Origin of the sequence: Stenotrophomonas maltophilia group sp. RNC7, assembly GCF_030910085.1 — a bacterium.
Taxonomy (GTDB): domain Bacteria; phylum Pseudomonadota; class Gammaproteobacteria; order Xanthomonadales; family Xanthomonadaceae; genus Stenotrophomonas; species Stenotrophomonas sepilia.
The window spans coordinates 16953-31936 of record NZ_JAVFVN010000719.1; the positions used below are offsets into that span (position 1 = coordinate 16953).

Below are 14984 nucleotides of genomic sequence, written 5' to 3' on the forward strand. Positions count from 1 at the left end.
GTCAGTGGGAGCGCAGGGCATCTTGCAGCCCTTCGATCGGGTGGAAGCGCAGCTGCAGCTCGGCGAGCAGCAGCGTGCGCATGTCATGGCGGAAGGCCGCGCGCCAGCCGGGCTGGCCATGCACGCGTTCAAAACGGGCGCCGAGCACCGCCGGCGCGGTGGCCAGCAGGCTGTGCTCGCGCGGGGTGAGGGTCTGTTCCATCACCGCATCAACCTCGGCCAGTCGCGCCAGCTCCGGCGAGACCTGTACCAGCTGGTCGCGCAGGCGGCCGCGCAGGCGCCCGGTGGCGGTCTGGATGGCCTGCTGCAGCACCCGGTAGCGCTGGCGCAGCGAAGCGAAGTCGGGTGCGGCCGCGGCCTCGGCCAGGTCCAGCAGGCGCTCGGCCTCGGCGTCCTCGCGGATCGAGGCCAGCAGGCTGGCATGGGCCTGGGCGCAGTCGGCCAGTACATCCCCGGCCGCCTCGGCAGCTTCGCCGGGCTCGGGCAGGCGTCCGCCCAACGCGCCGGACAGGGCCACGGCACGGCTCCAGTCCACCCACTGGCCGAGGCGATCGGTCAGGACGGGACTGCTGGCCGGCATCGCGCCGTCGCTGAGACGGGCGAGCAGGCGGAGGAACTCCGGTCCACCCAGGACCGGCTGCGCTGCGTTCGCCATCAAGGGGTGAGGGGCCAAAAACCGCTGATTTTACAGCCAGATGACCCCGGCTGGATGAAGGCGGGGCCTGGGGGGCGGTACCCGCAGGCGCGACAAGGCTTAGAATGTCCGGCTGCATCCACCCGTTCGACCCCTGGAGTACCCCCATGACTGTTGCGCAGTTCTACCCGATCGGCACCCCCGGACAGCCCTGGGGCGACGTGGAACGCGCACAGTGGCGGGCCCGCCAGCAGCGCCAGCGCAGCTACCACGATGACGTGGTGGCCGCCCTCGAGCGCCTGGACGACAGCGTTTTCGACGTGATCCAGTACGGCCAGCTGGACTATGCACCGGACCATTACCCGCTGTTCGCGGTGGTCAACCACGACTGGAACCCGGCGCTGCCGACCGCGCTGATCACCGGTGGCGTGCATGGCTACGAGACCAGCGGCGTGCACGGCGCCCTGCAGTTCCTGGAACAGCAGGCCGAGCGTTACCTGGGCCGGCTGAACCTGATCGTGGCGCCCTGCGTCAGCCCGTGGGGCTACGAGCGCATCCAGCGCTGGAACCCGGGTGCGATCGACCCGAACCGCAGCTTCCGTGACGGCGGCCAGATCGAGGAAGCGGCCGCCCTGATGCGCTGGGTGGCCGAGCGCAAGCCGAACCTGCTGGTGCACCTGGACCTGCACGAAACCACCGACAGCGACCTGCACGAATTCGATCCGGCGCGTTGCGCCCGCGACGGCAAGCCGTTCGAGCGCGACACGATTCCCGATGGCTTCTATGTGATTGGCAACAGCGAAGACCCGCAGGCCGAGTTCCAGAAGGCCCTGATTGCCGCCGTGGCCCCCATCACCCACATCGCCCCGGCCGATGCCGACGGCAACCTGGTCGGCCTGCCGCTGCAGTCGCCGGGCGTGGTCTGGGGCGAGTCGCGTTCGATCGGCGCCTGCGCCGGCTTCACCGACGCACGCTTTGCCACCACCACCGAGGTCTACCCGGACAGCCCGCGCACCAACCCGCAGGAATGCAACGACGCCCAGGTGGCGGCGGTGTGCGCGGGTCTGGATTTCGCCCTGTCGGCGCAGTAACGCGCCACGTTGCGGGCGGTGACCGGCATCAGCCGGTGCCGCTTCTTCAGCGGCGCGGCGGCCACAGCCGGCGAACCCAACGCGCGGCATCCGGCAAACACATCCAGATCGCGTTCGTACACGACGCTGCTGACGCCAAACAGGCCCAGCAGCGAGTGGAAGACGTTGTCGTGGCTGTGCGCCCGGTGCAGGGCATTCCCACGCAGGCAGGCCGTGTCCAGGCCCGCGTTGCGGCCGAAGTCCGGTGAGAACCACATCACCATCGGCACCTGGGTCTGCTCGCGCGGCGCGATGAAGTAAGGCGTACCGTGAAGGTACATGCCGCGTTCGCCGAGCGACTCGCCATGGTCGGACACATAGATCAGCGCGACATCGCGCTGGTCCGAATAACCCTGCAACAGGTCGATGGTCTCCGCCAGCACCCGGTCGGTATGCACCAGGGTGTTGTCATAGGTGTTGACCAGCGCCTGGTTGCTGCAGTGCTGGATCTGGTTGCTGTCGCAGGTCGGGCTGAAGGCCCGCGACGCTGCGGGATACCGTTCAAAGTAGGTCGGCCCATGGCTGCCGAGTTGATGCAGCACGACCAGGGCATCGCCGTGGATGGCGTCGATGCGTGCGCCGAGCTGATGCAGCAGCACGTCGTCGTAGCAGGTGCCGTCGGTGTTGACGCACTGGCCGGCCACCTTGAGTGCGGGCATGTCCTCGGTCGGCACGCGCTCGCACACGCCCTTGCAGCCGCCATTGTTGTTGTTGCGCCAGAGCACGCTGACGCCGCTACGCTGCAGGATATCGAGCACGTTCTCCTCGGTCGCCGCGCGGACGTCGTCGTATTGCTGGCGGGTCATCTGCGAGAACATGCACGGCACCGAGATCGCTGTTGCGGTTCCGCATGAGGAAACATCACTGAAGCTGATGACGCCTTCCTTGCGCGAGAGCCGGGGATTGGTCGCGCGTGGGTAGCCGTTGAGCTGGAAGTTCTGTGACCGCGCGGTCTCGCCGACGACCATGACCACCAGCTTCGGGCGCGGGCCCGGAATGCGCCGCGCGTCCGTGCCGATCGGGCGCAACGGTTGCTGGCGGGCGCTGTAGAGGCTTTTCAGGTAACCGTGGGTATGGCGCATCACGTTCAACGGCAGCACCTGGTCGCGGATGTAGCGGTTATTGCGCAGCAGTGAGGAGTAGTCCTTGTAGAACGCAAAGCCGATCACCAGCAGCATCACCAGCGACGCCAGGACGTTGGCCGGCCACACCAGCAGGGAACGTATCGAACCGGCCCCGCTGGTGGTGCGCACCAGGGCGAGCCCGGCAGCGGGCAGCACGCCCAGCGCCAGCAGCGTGAGCAGCAGCGGCAGCGACAGATAGGCGTTCAGTTCGGCCTGGTTGGTCTCGAACACGTTCTGCACCATGCTGAGGTCGATCAGCACGTTGTAGTGCAGCATGAAGTAGCTGCAGCCGGCGCTGACGACAACCAGCAGCACCAGCAGCGGCTTGCGCACGAAGGGTAGCGCCAGCAGTGGCGTCAGCATCAGATTGAACAGGCAGAACAGCAGCAGCGGCAGGGTGGCCAGGAACAGGATGCTGCGCACACCGTTGAGATCAATCAGCCCCCACAGCGTCTTCCAGAGGGCGATGTTTCCAATCGTGGCGAAGAACAGTGCGGCGGCCCAGACCAGAACGATTGGATGGGACCGTGGAAAACGGAGGCATTGGCGCACGAGCAGGTTCCGCGGAACAGGAGTGCGCGCAGTATCGAAACGGCTTTATCAGGAAGTTGTCAGCCTGGCCGGGCTAGCCCAGCAGGATCACGCCCCACACCGCGCCGACCATCAACAATGCGGTGGTCTGCGCGGCGCTGCCCATGTCCTTGGCGTTCTTGGACAGCGGATGCTGCTCCAGCGAGATGCGATCAACCACGGCCTCGATTGCCGAGTTGAGCAGTTCCACCAGCAGGCTGATGAAGCAGACCGCCAGCACCAGTGCGCGCTCGGTCGTGCTGATGTCCAGCACGAAAGCTGCAGTGATCAACAGCGCGTGCAGGAGCAGGAGCTGGCGAAAGGCGGCCTCGCCGCGGAAGGTCGCGATGAAGCCATCGCGCGAATGGATCAGGGTGTGGAAGATGCGGCTCAGGCCGGTCTTGCCGTGCGGATACTTGCCGCTGTGTTTGGGATGCTGCATGGCGCTTTCAAAGTCGGGGGCAACCCCGAGCATGTGCACGCCGCTGTCAGGAATACGTCAGATGCGGGCCGCAGGCCAGTGCAGGGCGAACCGGCAGCCGTGCTTCGAGGACTGTACTGTCATCGTCCAGCCAAGGTGTTCGACGATGCGCTGCACGATGGACAGTCCCAATCCTTCACCGCTGAGCGGTGCCCCGGGCACGAATCGTTGGAACTGCTGCGGGTCGATGCTGGAGGGCAGGCCGGGGCCGGTGTCTACGATGATCAGTGTGGTGGTGTCCAGGGTGATCCGGACCTTTCCCTGTTCGGTGTATTGGCAGGCGTTGCGCGTCAGGTTCCAGATCACGCTGTGTACCAGGTCCGAATTGGCGTGCATCGTCACCTCTCGACCGGGATCGACGGTGATTCCGACCGGCTTGCCGGCCAGCCAAGGCTGGCAGCGCTCCACGCAGGACTCGATCAACGGACGCAAAGCCACCTCGCTACGCGGGACTGAGCCGGGGGAACGTGAGAGCAACAGCAGGCAGGACAACTGGCGCTGCATCTCCTGGGTGGTACGCAGGATGCGCTCCGCGCTGGGAACCAGGTGGCTGTCAGGAGGAAGCTGGCAGGCAAGGGTTTCCGCAGCACCGCCGATGATGGCCAGCGGCGTACGCAGCTCATGGCTGGCATCGCCGCTGAAGCATTGCTCGCGGTGCAGGAAACGCTCCAGTTCATCACTATGCCGGGCAAAGGCGCGGGCCAGAACGCCGATCTCGTCGCGTGCGTCCTGGTAGGGAAAGGGCTTGTGGCCGTCCTGCACCGCATCGGCCAATCGTGTGATGGGCGCGATGACGTGGGTAGCGACCTTGCGGCCGATCAGGAAGGCGCCGAGTACGCAGACCGAAATGACCAGTGCCGCAAAGGCATTGATCAGGTGTTCCAGATAACCATAGGGTGCAGCGTCCTGCAGCAGGTAGTAACGTTGGCCACGACTGTCGAACACACGCAGGTGCCACTCGTTGGGCGCCTCTTCGCCGTGGTAGCCCGGGCCGTATTGGCGCAGCACGACAGGCACGTCCTGGGCATCGAACAGCTGGGTCCCTGGTGGCAGGGCGGGGTGTTGGCCACGATCCAGCGCGGCCTGCAGCCTTTGCACTTCGCCGTGCTGGGTCCGTGCGACGACAGCAGCCCGGACCTGGTCGTAGTCGACCTGTTCGGCCAGTACGATGAAGCCCATGGCCCCGGCCATCAACAGCACGAACGAGATCGTGATGCGGGTGCGCAGGCTCAGGCGGCGGTAGAGGGAGGCAGGGCTCACGCCTGCATGCGCCAGCCGACGCTGTGCACCGTGGTGATCAGTGCGGTGTCGAAGCTGCGGTCCACCTGCAGGCGCAGCTCATGGATGTGGGTTCGCAGCGCGCCGCTGTCCGGTGGCTCGTCGCCCCAGACCAGGTATTCCATTTCCTGCTTTCGCACCACCGCGGGAGCCGCACGCACCAGGCACATCAGCAGCTTGTGCGACGTGGGCGTCAGCGCGATGCAGCGGCCTTGCCGCCAGGCCTGTGGCGAGCGCGTGTCCACCTGCAGGTCCTTCCACGCCAGCACGCTCTGGACCTGGCGCCCCTGTGCCCTTCGTATCAGGGCCTTGATCCGTGCATCCAGTTCCGTCAGCGAGAACGGTTTGACCAGATAGTCATCCGCGCCCAGTGCCAGGCCCTGCACGCGGTCTTCGACTGGATCGCGCGCGGTCAGCATCAGGATCGGCACCGGATTCTGGAACTCCTGGCGCAGCTTCCGGCACAGCGCCATCCCGTCCAGGCGCGGCAGCATCAGGTCCAGCAGGATGGCGTCGTAGTCGTGTTGCGTGGCCCGGCGCAGTCCGCTGGCACCGTCGCGGGCGTCGTCCAGGACGTAGCCCAGCGGTTCAAAGAAGGCATACAGGTTGGCAACCAGCTCGGGGTTGTCTTCGATGATCAGCAGGCGGGTCATGGCATGCGTCCTTGCGCGTGGCCGAACTCTGCCCGATCGATGGCCGGATGCCAATGCCTTGGCTGAATGAATCGTGGGTGCGACTGGTCCGCACCCGATTCCGTTCAATCAGCGGGGCTGCGTGAATCGCGTATCGAATGGATTACCGAGAAGAGGCCTGCGATGAGCCAAGCAGCGAGCAGCGCACTCTGGAACCCAGTGGTTCGCATCATTCACGTCGGCCGCGGCATGGAGGGAGCGCGGAGGGGCCCACAGCAGGACCCCGCCGCCCTCCACATTCAGCGATGCAGCGCGTCGATGATCAAGCCGGTCGCGATCTCCACCAACAGGTACTCGGTGTCGGACTGGCGCACCCAGCGCTGGCCGCGACCCGGATTGCGCAGGTCATAGCGCGCGTAGTCGTCTACCCAGTAGCGGCGGTCCACTTCGGCCCAGGGCAGGCGGTCGCCACGACGCCAGGCCTTCTTCTGCCAGCCCGGCGGCGGCGCATCGCGGTTGTGCGGGCCGCCTGCATGCGGCGGCGGGCCGTTGCCGCGGGCGTGGTGCGGCGGATCGGCGAAGGCGGGGGCCGCAGCCAACGCGGTGGCGGTGGTCAAGGCGATGGCAAGTAAACGTGTGGTCTTCATGGAGATGCCTTCGTCATGGCCGCGGCATGCGGCGCTGTGGCGGGAATATAGGGCAGGCAGCGTGAATGAATACGGGTGTGCGCGGCACTTTCCTGAACACACGGCGTGACGTGCAGTCGCCGCCCCGGAACGGATCAACGGGTCCCGTCCCGGGCCGGATCCGTTGCGCCCCAACCACCGCCCAGTGACAGGAACAGATCCATCTGGCGATCGACCCGGTCCGCGCGCGATGCGGCCAATGCGGACTCCGCATCTGCCAGTGCGGCCTGGGCCGAAAGCACATCGAGAAAATCGATCCTGCCGAAACGGTAGAGCTGCTGTGCCTGCGCCGCGGCCCGCGCTGCGTCCCCACGCGCCTGTGCCAGGCTGTGCTCGCGTTCGAGCTCCTGCGTGCAGGCAGAAAGCGCAGTCTCGGTCTGGCGCAGTGCCTGCAGCACCGCGCCGTCAAAGGAAGCAAGAGCGGTATCTGCATTGGCACCGGCCGCTGCGATGCGGGCCTTGGCCACGCGGCGGTTGGGCCAGTGCCATGACAGCAGCGGCCCGACGCTCGCCCCGAAACTGTCGGCGGAAAGCAGCTGCCGTCGCATGCCCGCCGTGCCCAGGGACGCGCCCAAGGTGATCCGCGGATAGAGTTCCGCAGTCTCTACGCCGATCATCGCTGTGGCCGCGGCAAGGCTACGCTCCGCGGCACGTATGTCGGGGCGCCGCTGGAGCAGCTGCCAGCCCTCGCCGACCGGCAGCGCCTGCCCCAGCTCCGGGGGGCGCGGGCACGCTTCCGCCTCCCTCGGATAGTCTGCCGGCACCCTGCCCATCAGTGCGGCCAGTTCGAACAGTGCGGCCTGGCGCTTCGCCAGCAGGTGCGGTATCCCCGCCGCGCTGCGGTTGACCGCGGCTCCGGCACGGCTGACATCGAAGTCCGTTCCGCGCCCGCCCGCGGCCAGGCGACGGGTTGCCTCCAGCGTGGCGCGCTGTATCGCCAGCACCTGCCGGGTCGCAGCGAGCGTGTGATTGCTTGTGCAGATCTGGAGATAGGCACGGGTGACGGCCGCAGCGACGACCACGCGGACCTGGTCCCGTGCTGCAGCGACAGCCTCCGCGTCCGCGTTGGCGGCTTCGATGCCGCGGCGGATGCCGCCTGCAAGATCCAGTGGATAGGAGAGGTGAAGGCCCAGCGCATAGGACTGCGGCGCGGCCGACGCCTGGGTGTAACCACCGGCATGGGTGAGCGTGCCCGATGCATCCACCTCGGCCTGCACGGCACCGCGCGCGCGGTACTCCAGCACGGTAGCGCTGGCGCGCCGAAGATTGGCATCAGCGGCGCGCAGGTCGGTGTTGGCCGCCAGTGCTTCGCGCACGTAGCCGTCAAGCTGGGTGTCGCCATACAGTTCCCACCACCGATCCGGTGGCGCGTCGTGGCTGAACGATGCCTCCCGGCCCGAGACGAACGCCTGCGCCGCGTGTGTGGAGGCAGCGACGGCATTCGCAGGCAGGTGATAGTCGGGGCCGGAGACGCAGGCCGTCATCGGCAACAGCAGGGCAAGCAGCCCACCGCGTAGTGTTCGCAAGCTCACTTGCAGGCTCCTTGTGCCGAGGGCGTGATGGTCACACTCGCAGTGCGACCGACGATCAGGCGGGTATCCGGCGGCGCATCATCGATGCGGATGCGTACCGGGATCCGCTGTGCCAGCCTCACCCAGGTGTACGTCGGCGCCACGGCGGGCAGCAGGTTGTGCGTGCTTGAGCGCTGATCGTCGGCAATGCCGGCGGCGATGGTATCCACGTGCCCGCGCACGTCGTGGTCGTCGCCCATCAGCCGGGCCACGGCGGCATCGCCCTCGGTGATGCAGCCCAGCTTGGTTTCCTCGAAATAGCCCTCGATGCGCAGGCTGCGGGTGTCGATCAGCGCCAGCGCCTGTGCCCCCGGCTGCAGGTAGTCGCCCGCGTGCAGGTCCAGGTTGGTGACGATGCCATCGGTGGTCGCGCGCACCTCGGTGCGTTGCACATTGAGCCGGGCAACGCGCTGTTCGGCCCGCGCCTGCGCCAGGGCGGCCAGCTCGGTATCGACCTTGGCGGCATTGCGTTCGCGGGTTTCCGAAGCGACCAGGTTGCCCAGTGCGTTGTCCCGCGTCGATTCGCGGCGGGCCAGCGCCAGCGTGGCGCGTGCGCTGCTGGCCGCTGCGTCGGCCTTCTCAAGTGCGGCAGCGAAGCGCGGCTGGTCCAGCACCAGCAGCAGCTGTCCGGCGCTCACCCGCTGGTTATCGTGCACCAGCACCTGGGTGACCAGCCCCCCCATGTCTGATGCAACGCGCACCACGTCGGCGCGCACCCGTCCATCGCGCGTCCACGGGCGTGTTTCGTAGCGATGCCAGATGGCCAGTGCAGCGACGACGGCAATTGCGAACACCACCAGGGTTGCGCTCCAGCGCCCGATGACAGCAAGCGTGTGTTTCATCTCATTTCTCGAACAGGGGCGCGAGCCGGATCATCAGCTCCGCCAGGATCACGAACAGGGACAGGCCCACCAGTGGCCACGCGGCAAACAGCCGGTACAGGCCGAGGCTGGCGAGCAGGCGCGAGGCCACTATCGACAGCGCCAGCGCGGCGAAGGCCACCGCAAGCAGGCCGGGAATCAGCACGCCGTCAATCGAAAGATCAGGAAGCATGAGCTCAGCGCCGATGAGTGAGCGGAGATACGAGAAGGTCGCGGCGCAACCCGCAGAGCAGGTGCGACAGCTGCTCCCGATCAGCCCCGCTGCTGGCCGCCGCAGCCTCGCGCATGCGGTCCAGCAGTTTCAGAAGATGGATGTCGCCACTGCTTGGCGCGCGAGTGCGCATCCTGAAATGTGCGGCGATGCGCTCGACCAGCGCGGCGTGAAGCGACTGGGTGCGCGGATCGTCCAGGCGCTTGCCCAGTGCGCGGAGTTGGCTGGATGCACGTGCCGCACGAACCTCCGCAAACAATGCCCGCAGGTCGTGTCCCGCGCTGGAACGGCCCTGCAGCCTGGGAGCGAGCAGCCCGATTCGATCCAGCATGCGGCTGAGCCAGGCGCGTGTCACATCACCTTGTCCGGCGGCGTGTCGTGCGATGTCCCGGCGGATCGAACGCTCCAGCCGAGCGCGGTTGCGGCCCGCATCGGCGGTCTGGAACAGCTGCATGCTGCACAGTGCCACCGTCGTACCGACGAACAACGCAACGCTGTTGTTGAGTGCGCCGACGATGTTGACCGAATTGGTCGCGCCCAGGCCTGCGATGATCGGGAAGGTCAGTACCACGCCCAGGGCGGCCATGATGAAGGGCGGCCGGGCCAGGAACGATCCGCACAGCAGCAGCACCGGCGCGAGCGCGGCAATCAGGCCGGTGATATCGGACAACGCGGGGAAGATCAGCAGACCGTAGAGCAGGCCGACGGCCACGCCGATCAATGACCCCACCAGATAGCGCATGACATGCGGCGCAGGCGCTTCGATCGTGCCGAACAGCACGCACGCCGTGCCGATGATGGACACCGCCGTGGCGCCCTCCGACCAGCCGGTGACGATCCACAGAACGCAGCTCAGCAGGATGCCCACGAACGCGCCCAGCGCGCTGCGCAGGGCAAGCTGATGATCCCGGTGAAGCGCCGCACCACGCGCATGTCGCGCAAGGCGAGCAGGTACATGCCGGCGCCAGTCGGGCCGGGCAGTGTGCAGTTGCGCCTGCAGCACGCGGCAGTCGGCGTGGGCGAGGTCGAGCTCGGCCTGTTGCGCGGCGAGGCCGGTCTGCATCAGCTCGCGCCAGCCAGGCGAATCCATGGCGCTGGCCTGTGATGAGCGCAGCCGTGCGATGGAATCTTCCACCGCGCTGGACAGCAGCAGGACGTCCAGCATCCGGTCATGCACGGCACGCAGGATCTGCACCTGGGCCACGCCGTGGGCGCTGTCGAAGGGCAGGTGGATCGACAGCACATGCAGCTCGAGCAGGTCGGCGGCCACTTTCGAGCGGTCCGTCGCCAGCACCGTGTCCGATGCACCGGCGCGCATGTCGCGTGTCCATCGTTCCGCATCATCCAGCACGGCAGCAACCCGTGCGTGCACGCGCGACGAAACCCGGCGCGGCAGCACCAGCCCATGTACCAGCGTAGCCGCCAGGATGCCGATGGCGATTTCCTGCACCCGCGTGATGGCGATGGTGAACACGTCTGCCGGCACCATCACCGCCGGAAACCCGATCAGGCTGGTGGTATAGCCGGCCAGCAGGAACGCATAGGCACGTGGCGTGCGGTCGAGCATCGCCAGATACAGGCACAGCGCCATCCACGTGGCGAGCGCGGCGCTCAGCACCAGGGGAGCATTGGCGAAACGTGGCACCAGCACGACGGTGGCGACGGCCCCGCCCACGGTACCCAGCAGGCGGAACAGGCCGCGGCTGAGGGTCGCCCCGGACAGGGGCTGCGACACCAGATAGACCGTGCCGATCACCCAGAACGGGCGATTCAGACCGATCCGCAAGGAGACATACAGCCCCAGCGACGCGGCGAGCAGGCATTTGAGCGAGAACAGCACCGCCTCCCGGTCGGTCCTGAGGGCAGGGCTTTTCAACCGGGCAAATGCCTGGAGCACGTGGGGGCGGAACGGGGTGGGGGAGTGCATGCGGCTCATGCTAGTGAGCGACCGCAACGGCGAATTTCGCTACAATGACAACCAATCGCTAAAACCGGTCAATGTGAGAATGGCTCGCATTTCGCTCCCCGGCTTTGACCTGGACCCGGACGAGACCGATCGCCCGGCGGTCGCCAGCCGCCTGCAGGTGGCTGAGCACGACGCGGAAATTCCCGTGCATGAGCACCGCAAGGGCCAGCTCATTCTTGCGCTGCATGGCGCGGTGACCTGCGAAGTGGCCAATGCGTTGTGGATCGTGCCGCCGCAGTGTGGCGTCTGGATCCCGGGCGGCATGCCGCACAGCAATCGCGCCACCGCCAACGCGCGCCTGTGCTACCTGTTCGTCGAGCCCGGCGTCGTCGAGCTGCCGGCGCAGTGCGTGACGCTGGCGATCTCCCCGATGCTGCGCGAGATGATCCTGCACCTGGCCGACGCGCCTCTGGACTATCCGGATGGCAGCCACACCGACCGGCTGGCGCGGTTGTTGCTGGACGAGCTGGTACAGATGCCGGCCGAGCACCTGTCGTTGCCGGTCAGCCCTCACCCGAAGGTGCGGGCGTTGGCGGCGGCGCTGTCGGCGGATCCGGCAGATCGCAGCACCATCGGCCAGTGGGCCATGCGCCTGGCCCTGGGCGAGCGCACGTTGACCCGGCTCATCGAACGGGAAACGGGATTGTCCTTCGGGCGCTGGCGGCAGCAGCTGCACCTGCTCATCGCCATTCGAGAACTTGCCGCCGGTGCACCGGTACAACGCGTTTCCGAGACGCTGGGCTATGAGTCGGTGACGGCCTTCATCACGATGTTCAAGAAAGCGCTTGGCCTTTCCCCGGCGCGGTACTTCGCGGTGCGCCTGCGTGGGCAGTAGCCGGGAACAGCGGGGGAAGCCCCTGCCTGGAACGTGCGCGATACCCAGGGCCGCATCAGCCAGATCGGCCTGACCCGGCCTGGCCAGGCGCGCCAGATCGTGGTGAACAACGTGACCTATGCGGCCTTCGGCCCGGCGACCGGCTGGACCTACGGCAATGGCCGCCAGCTGCAGCGTCCGTTGGATCTGGATTACCGCCCGCAGGCGGTGCACGACCCGGCCGCGGGCGGACTGTCGCTGGGCTACGGCTACGACCCGGTCGGTTCGATCACCGAGCTGAAGAACGGCACAGGCTCAACGGTACTCGCCAAGTACGCCTACGACGCGCTGGGCCGCCTGACCCAGACCCAGGACGGCACGACCGGCACGCCGATCGAAATCTATGCCTACGACGCCACCGGTAATCGGACCGCGCTGACCACGTCGGCAGGCACCGCCAGCTACGCCTATCCCGCAACCAGCCATCGCCTGACTGCGGTGGATGGCGAAGCGCGCACCCATGACGCAGCGGGCAATACCACCAGCATCGGTAGCAAGACGTTCACCTACAATGACGCCAACCGCATGAATGCGGTGAAGCAGGGCAATGCCGTGCTGGAAAGCTACGGTTACAACCATCGCGGCGAGCGCATGTTGCGCTCCCCGGCCGCCGGCGCGGCTCAGATCACCCTATATGACGAGGCGGGGCAATGGCTGGGCAACTATTCGGCCACGGGCCAGGCGCAACAGCAGGCCATCTGGCTGGACAACTACCCGGTGGCGCTGATCAATGTGCCGAGTACCGGCGTGCCGGAACTGGCCTACGTCCAGCCGGATCACCTAGGTACGCCGCGCGTGGTGATCGACCCGGTACGGAACGTCTCGATCTGGGAGTGGAGCAACAAGAGCGAGGTGTTCGGCAACCAGATTCCGAGTGCCGACCCGGATGGCGATGGTGTGGCGATCGAGCTGGCGCTGCGATTCCCGGGCCAGCAGGCGACGGATGCGAGTGGGTTGTTCTACAACTACTTCCGTGACTATGACCCGGCGTCGGGTAGATACGTGGAAAGCGATCCCGTTGGGTTAAATGCTGGCGTCGGTACGTATGGCTACGTGATCTCGAATCCCACCCGATTTACTGATCCGCTCGGGCTGACGACTACGCTGATAACGACATATAATTTTGGTATTGCAAACCACTCAGCGATTCATGTTTCGAGACCTGGCAAGCCCGATTTCCTGTACGACCCTTCTGGCACGTATGCACCTGGTGGCCGTCGAGGAACCGGCGGGCTATTTGAGGGGCGCGACGCCAGCTTGGCCAGCTACAAAAAGTATCAGGTGGGAACTGGTAGCCGAGTTGAATTAACGGTAATCCCTTTGACTCCGGAGCAAGAGTTAACTCTCATTGCGAACGCGGAGGAGTGGGGGGATGCACGTGGCTTCTGGTGTGCGAGCCACGTGTCCGGCGCGTTGGATGGAATGTGTGGGATAAAGCAAACACTCTTCCCGGGTGTTCTTCACAAGAGTGCAAAGGCGGCAGAATGTCCAGTCAAATGAAGGATAGGCTTATCTCATCATTGATATGCTTCACTCTATCTGTTTCTGTGAATTCTGCGGGATGGATATGGATATCCGCTTTCATGAAGATAGGAGCGATGCGAGTTCCATACGTACTGCTTCTCTCACTACTTCTTTCGGTTACATTCTATGCGCTCTCTCGATGCGAAAGTATGCGCCGCATCCCGCGAAGTTTAGTGGTGGGGTTGATCGCTGGTCTTGTACTCGGGGTCGTGGCTGTCACTTCTTCCAATCTGGCAGTTGATGGGGCGGCGCGCTTGCTTCTACAGAGCTTTGAGAGATTCGGAGCAACGGCATTGGTGGCAGACCTTTGGCCATCGCTATTACTTGGAAGCTGGCTTGTGGGAGCGATCGCATTTTGCGGGGCGTCGGTTTACTTGAGGCGAGCGTTCCTGGGGATGCCATGAATAATCGCCGCAGAGCCTTGGATTTCGACCGCGCTGAATTGATCCTATGCCTGCGGCGCCACCGGTAATGGCCGCGCTGACCACCTCGGCGGGAACTACCAGCGGGAATACGACGCTGCGACCGGACGCTATACGCAAGCGGATCCCATAGGCCTGTCCGGCGGCATCTCCGCCTACGGGTACTCGAGTGCCTCTCCGCTTCGCGCGGTTGACCCACTTGGGCTTGAGCCTGTGTTCGACACAAGTACGTGTGGCGGACAACTGGGAATGGTGACTTGTGATGGCAATGGAGGGTTCCTGGTCAGTGTCTGCAATTCGGGCTGCGACAAGATATGCACCGTTATGCATGAGCGAAACCATAAGGCGTTACTGGAAAAGAGGGTTCCTAATGCCTGCGTGGGTAGGCCCAAAGGTGCAAGTCCATTCCCAAAGAACTGGGAATATGGTGGGATCGAGCATCGGCAGCTGGCAAATGAGCTTGAGTGCCGTGCATATCAAGAGCAGATGATCTGTGCAACTCGGCTGCGCGACGGCGGACTCGGAGGCGCCGCAGTAGACAAGGCTTACAGCAGGGCAGTAAAGGAAAGGAGCGACAGGCAATGCGATGCATTCGGATACTAGCCATCCTCTCGCTCGTTCTGGGCCAGCTGGGGTGCCGGGATGAGGTGGAGAGTTCAACGTACCCCATGGGTCAGACGGGAAAGACTTGCACTGTCTACAAAGGCTTTGATCGCCAGCCTCCAGAAGTGGTTGTTGCCGAACTGGTCAGACGGGGTGTGGACAGTCGCAGGTTGATCCATAAAACAGTTTGCGGCTCGATCACCAGTTGGGAGATCCTTCCTGCAGGGGCGTCGATCAATCGGATACCTCCCCCAGATACCTATGTGAACCTCTGGCTGAGGGAAGACGGCTCTGTCTCCGTCAGTACGGACCGCCCTTGATGTCGGCGCTGCCCCTGATGCTCACGCATCGGACCAGCGCCCCTGTGCAATAGGCCTGCCAAACTGGGGAACTGCGC

The 14984-nt window shown here is 65.5% G+C and carries 12 protein-coding genes and 2 pseudogenes; 4 read left to right on the plus strand and 10 right to left on the minus strand.

Features of this window, described 5'->3' with window-relative positions; all coding sequences use genetic code 11:
• Position 1: 1 nt before the first annotated feature.
• Complete coding sequence (locus tag RCF13_RS15720; RefSeq protein WP_154350971.1) at positions 2 to 655, minus strand: DUF3348 family protein; 654 nt, start codon at positions 653 to 655, stop codon at positions 2 to 4.
• 146 nt (positions 656 to 801) lie between these two features.
• On the opposite strand from RCF13_RS15720, the gene RCF13_RS15725 reads away from it, so the two are divergent.
• On the plus strand, positions 802 to 1725 hold the full coding sequence (locus tag RCF13_RS15725; RefSeq protein WP_061479992.1) for a M14 family metallocarboxypeptidase: 924 nt from the start codon (positions 802 to 804) through the stop codon (positions 1723 to 1725).
• Here the strand turns inward: RCF13_RS15725 and RCF13_RS15730 are convergent.
• The 9 genes from RCF13_RS15730 to RCF13_RS15770 all read right to left on the minus strand — a co-directional run bounded on the left by RCF13_RS15730 (position 1629) and on the right by RCF13_RS15770 (position 11134).
• Complete coding sequence (locus tag RCF13_RS15730; protein ID WP_134969329.1) at positions 1629 to 3440, minus strand: phosphoethanolamine--lipid A transferase; 1812 nt, start codon at positions 3438 to 3440, stop codon at positions 1629 to 1631. The two genes, RCF13_RS15725 and RCF13_RS15730, sit on opposite strands and share 97 nt — an antisense overlap.
• Before the next feature lie 73 nt (positions 3441 to 3513).
• A complete protein-coding gene (locus RCF13_RS15735; RefSeq protein ID WP_134969330.1) occupies positions 3514 to 3900 on the minus strand; it encodes a diacylglycerol kinase in 387 nt (128 codons plus the stop codon).
• A 57-nt stretch (positions 3901 to 3957) separates the two neighbouring features.
• Positions 3958 to 5199, minus strand: coding sequence for a HAMP domain-containing sensor histidine kinase (locus RCF13_RS15740; RefSeq protein WP_134969331.1), 1242 nt, complete (start codon positions 5197 to 5199; stop codon positions 3958 to 3960).
• On the minus strand, positions 5196 to 5870 hold the full coding sequence (locus tag RCF13_RS15745; RefSeq protein ID WP_134969332.1) for a response regulator transcription factor: 675 nt from the start codon (positions 5868 to 5870) through the stop codon (positions 5196 to 5198). The genes RCF13_RS15740 and RCF13_RS15745 overlap by 4 nt, the downstream gene beginning before the upstream one ends.
• A 278-nt stretch (positions 5871 to 6148) precedes the next feature.
• Complete coding sequence (locus tag RCF13_RS15750) at positions 6149 to 6496, minus strand: RcnB family protein (protein WP_021204235.1); 348 nt, start codon at positions 6494 to 6496, stop codon at positions 6149 to 6151.
• Positions 6497 to 6630: 134 nt separating this feature from the next.
• Positions 6631 to 8067 carry an efflux transporter outer membrane subunit gene (locus tag RCF13_RS15755; protein WP_231352148.1) on the minus strand — a complete coding sequence of 479 codons (1437 nt, stop codon included), beginning with the start codon at positions 8065 to 8067 and terminating at the stop codon, positions 6631 to 6633.
• Entirely contained in the window at positions 8064 to 8948 is an 885-nt protein-coding gene (locus RCF13_RS15760; protein WP_134968992.1) for a biotin/lipoyl-binding protein, read from the minus strand. The genes RCF13_RS15755 and RCF13_RS15760 overlap by 4 nt, the downstream gene beginning before the upstream one ends.
• Position 8949: 1 nt before the next feature.
• A complete protein-coding gene (locus RCF13_RS15765; RefSeq protein WP_061479984.1) occupies positions 8950 to 9159 on the minus strand; it encodes a DUF1656 domain-containing protein in 210 nt (69 codons plus the stop codon).
• A 4-nt stretch (positions 9160 to 9163) separates the two neighbouring features.
• On the minus strand, positions 9164 to 11134 hold the full coding sequence (locus RCF13_RS15770) for an FUSC family protein (protein ID WP_235643202.1): 1971 nt from the start codon (positions 11132 to 11134) through the stop codon (positions 9164 to 9166).
• 70 nt (positions 11135 to 11204) lie between these two features.
• On the opposite strand from RCF13_RS15770, the gene RCF13_RS15775 reads away from it, so the two are divergent.
• From RCF13_RS15775 to RCF13_RS15785, 3 genes and pseudogenes are all read left to right on the plus strand, one after another.
• On the plus strand, positions 11205 to 11999 hold the full coding sequence (locus RCF13_RS15775) for a helix-turn-helix transcriptional regulator (RefSeq protein WP_134968995.1): 795 nt from the start codon (positions 11205 to 11207) through the stop codon (positions 11997 to 11999).
• Positions 12000 to 12032: 33 nt separating this feature from the next.
• A pseudogene (locus tag RCF13_RS15780) lies at positions 12033 to 13538 on the plus strand (RHS repeat-associated core domain-containing protein); the annotation flags it as partial.
• 521 nt (positions 13539 to 14059) lie between these two features.
• Positions 14060 to 14587, plus strand: a pseudogene (locus tag RCF13_RS15785) (RHS repeat-associated core domain-containing protein); the annotation flags it as partial.
• Positions 14588 to 14984 lie beyond the last annotated feature (397 nt).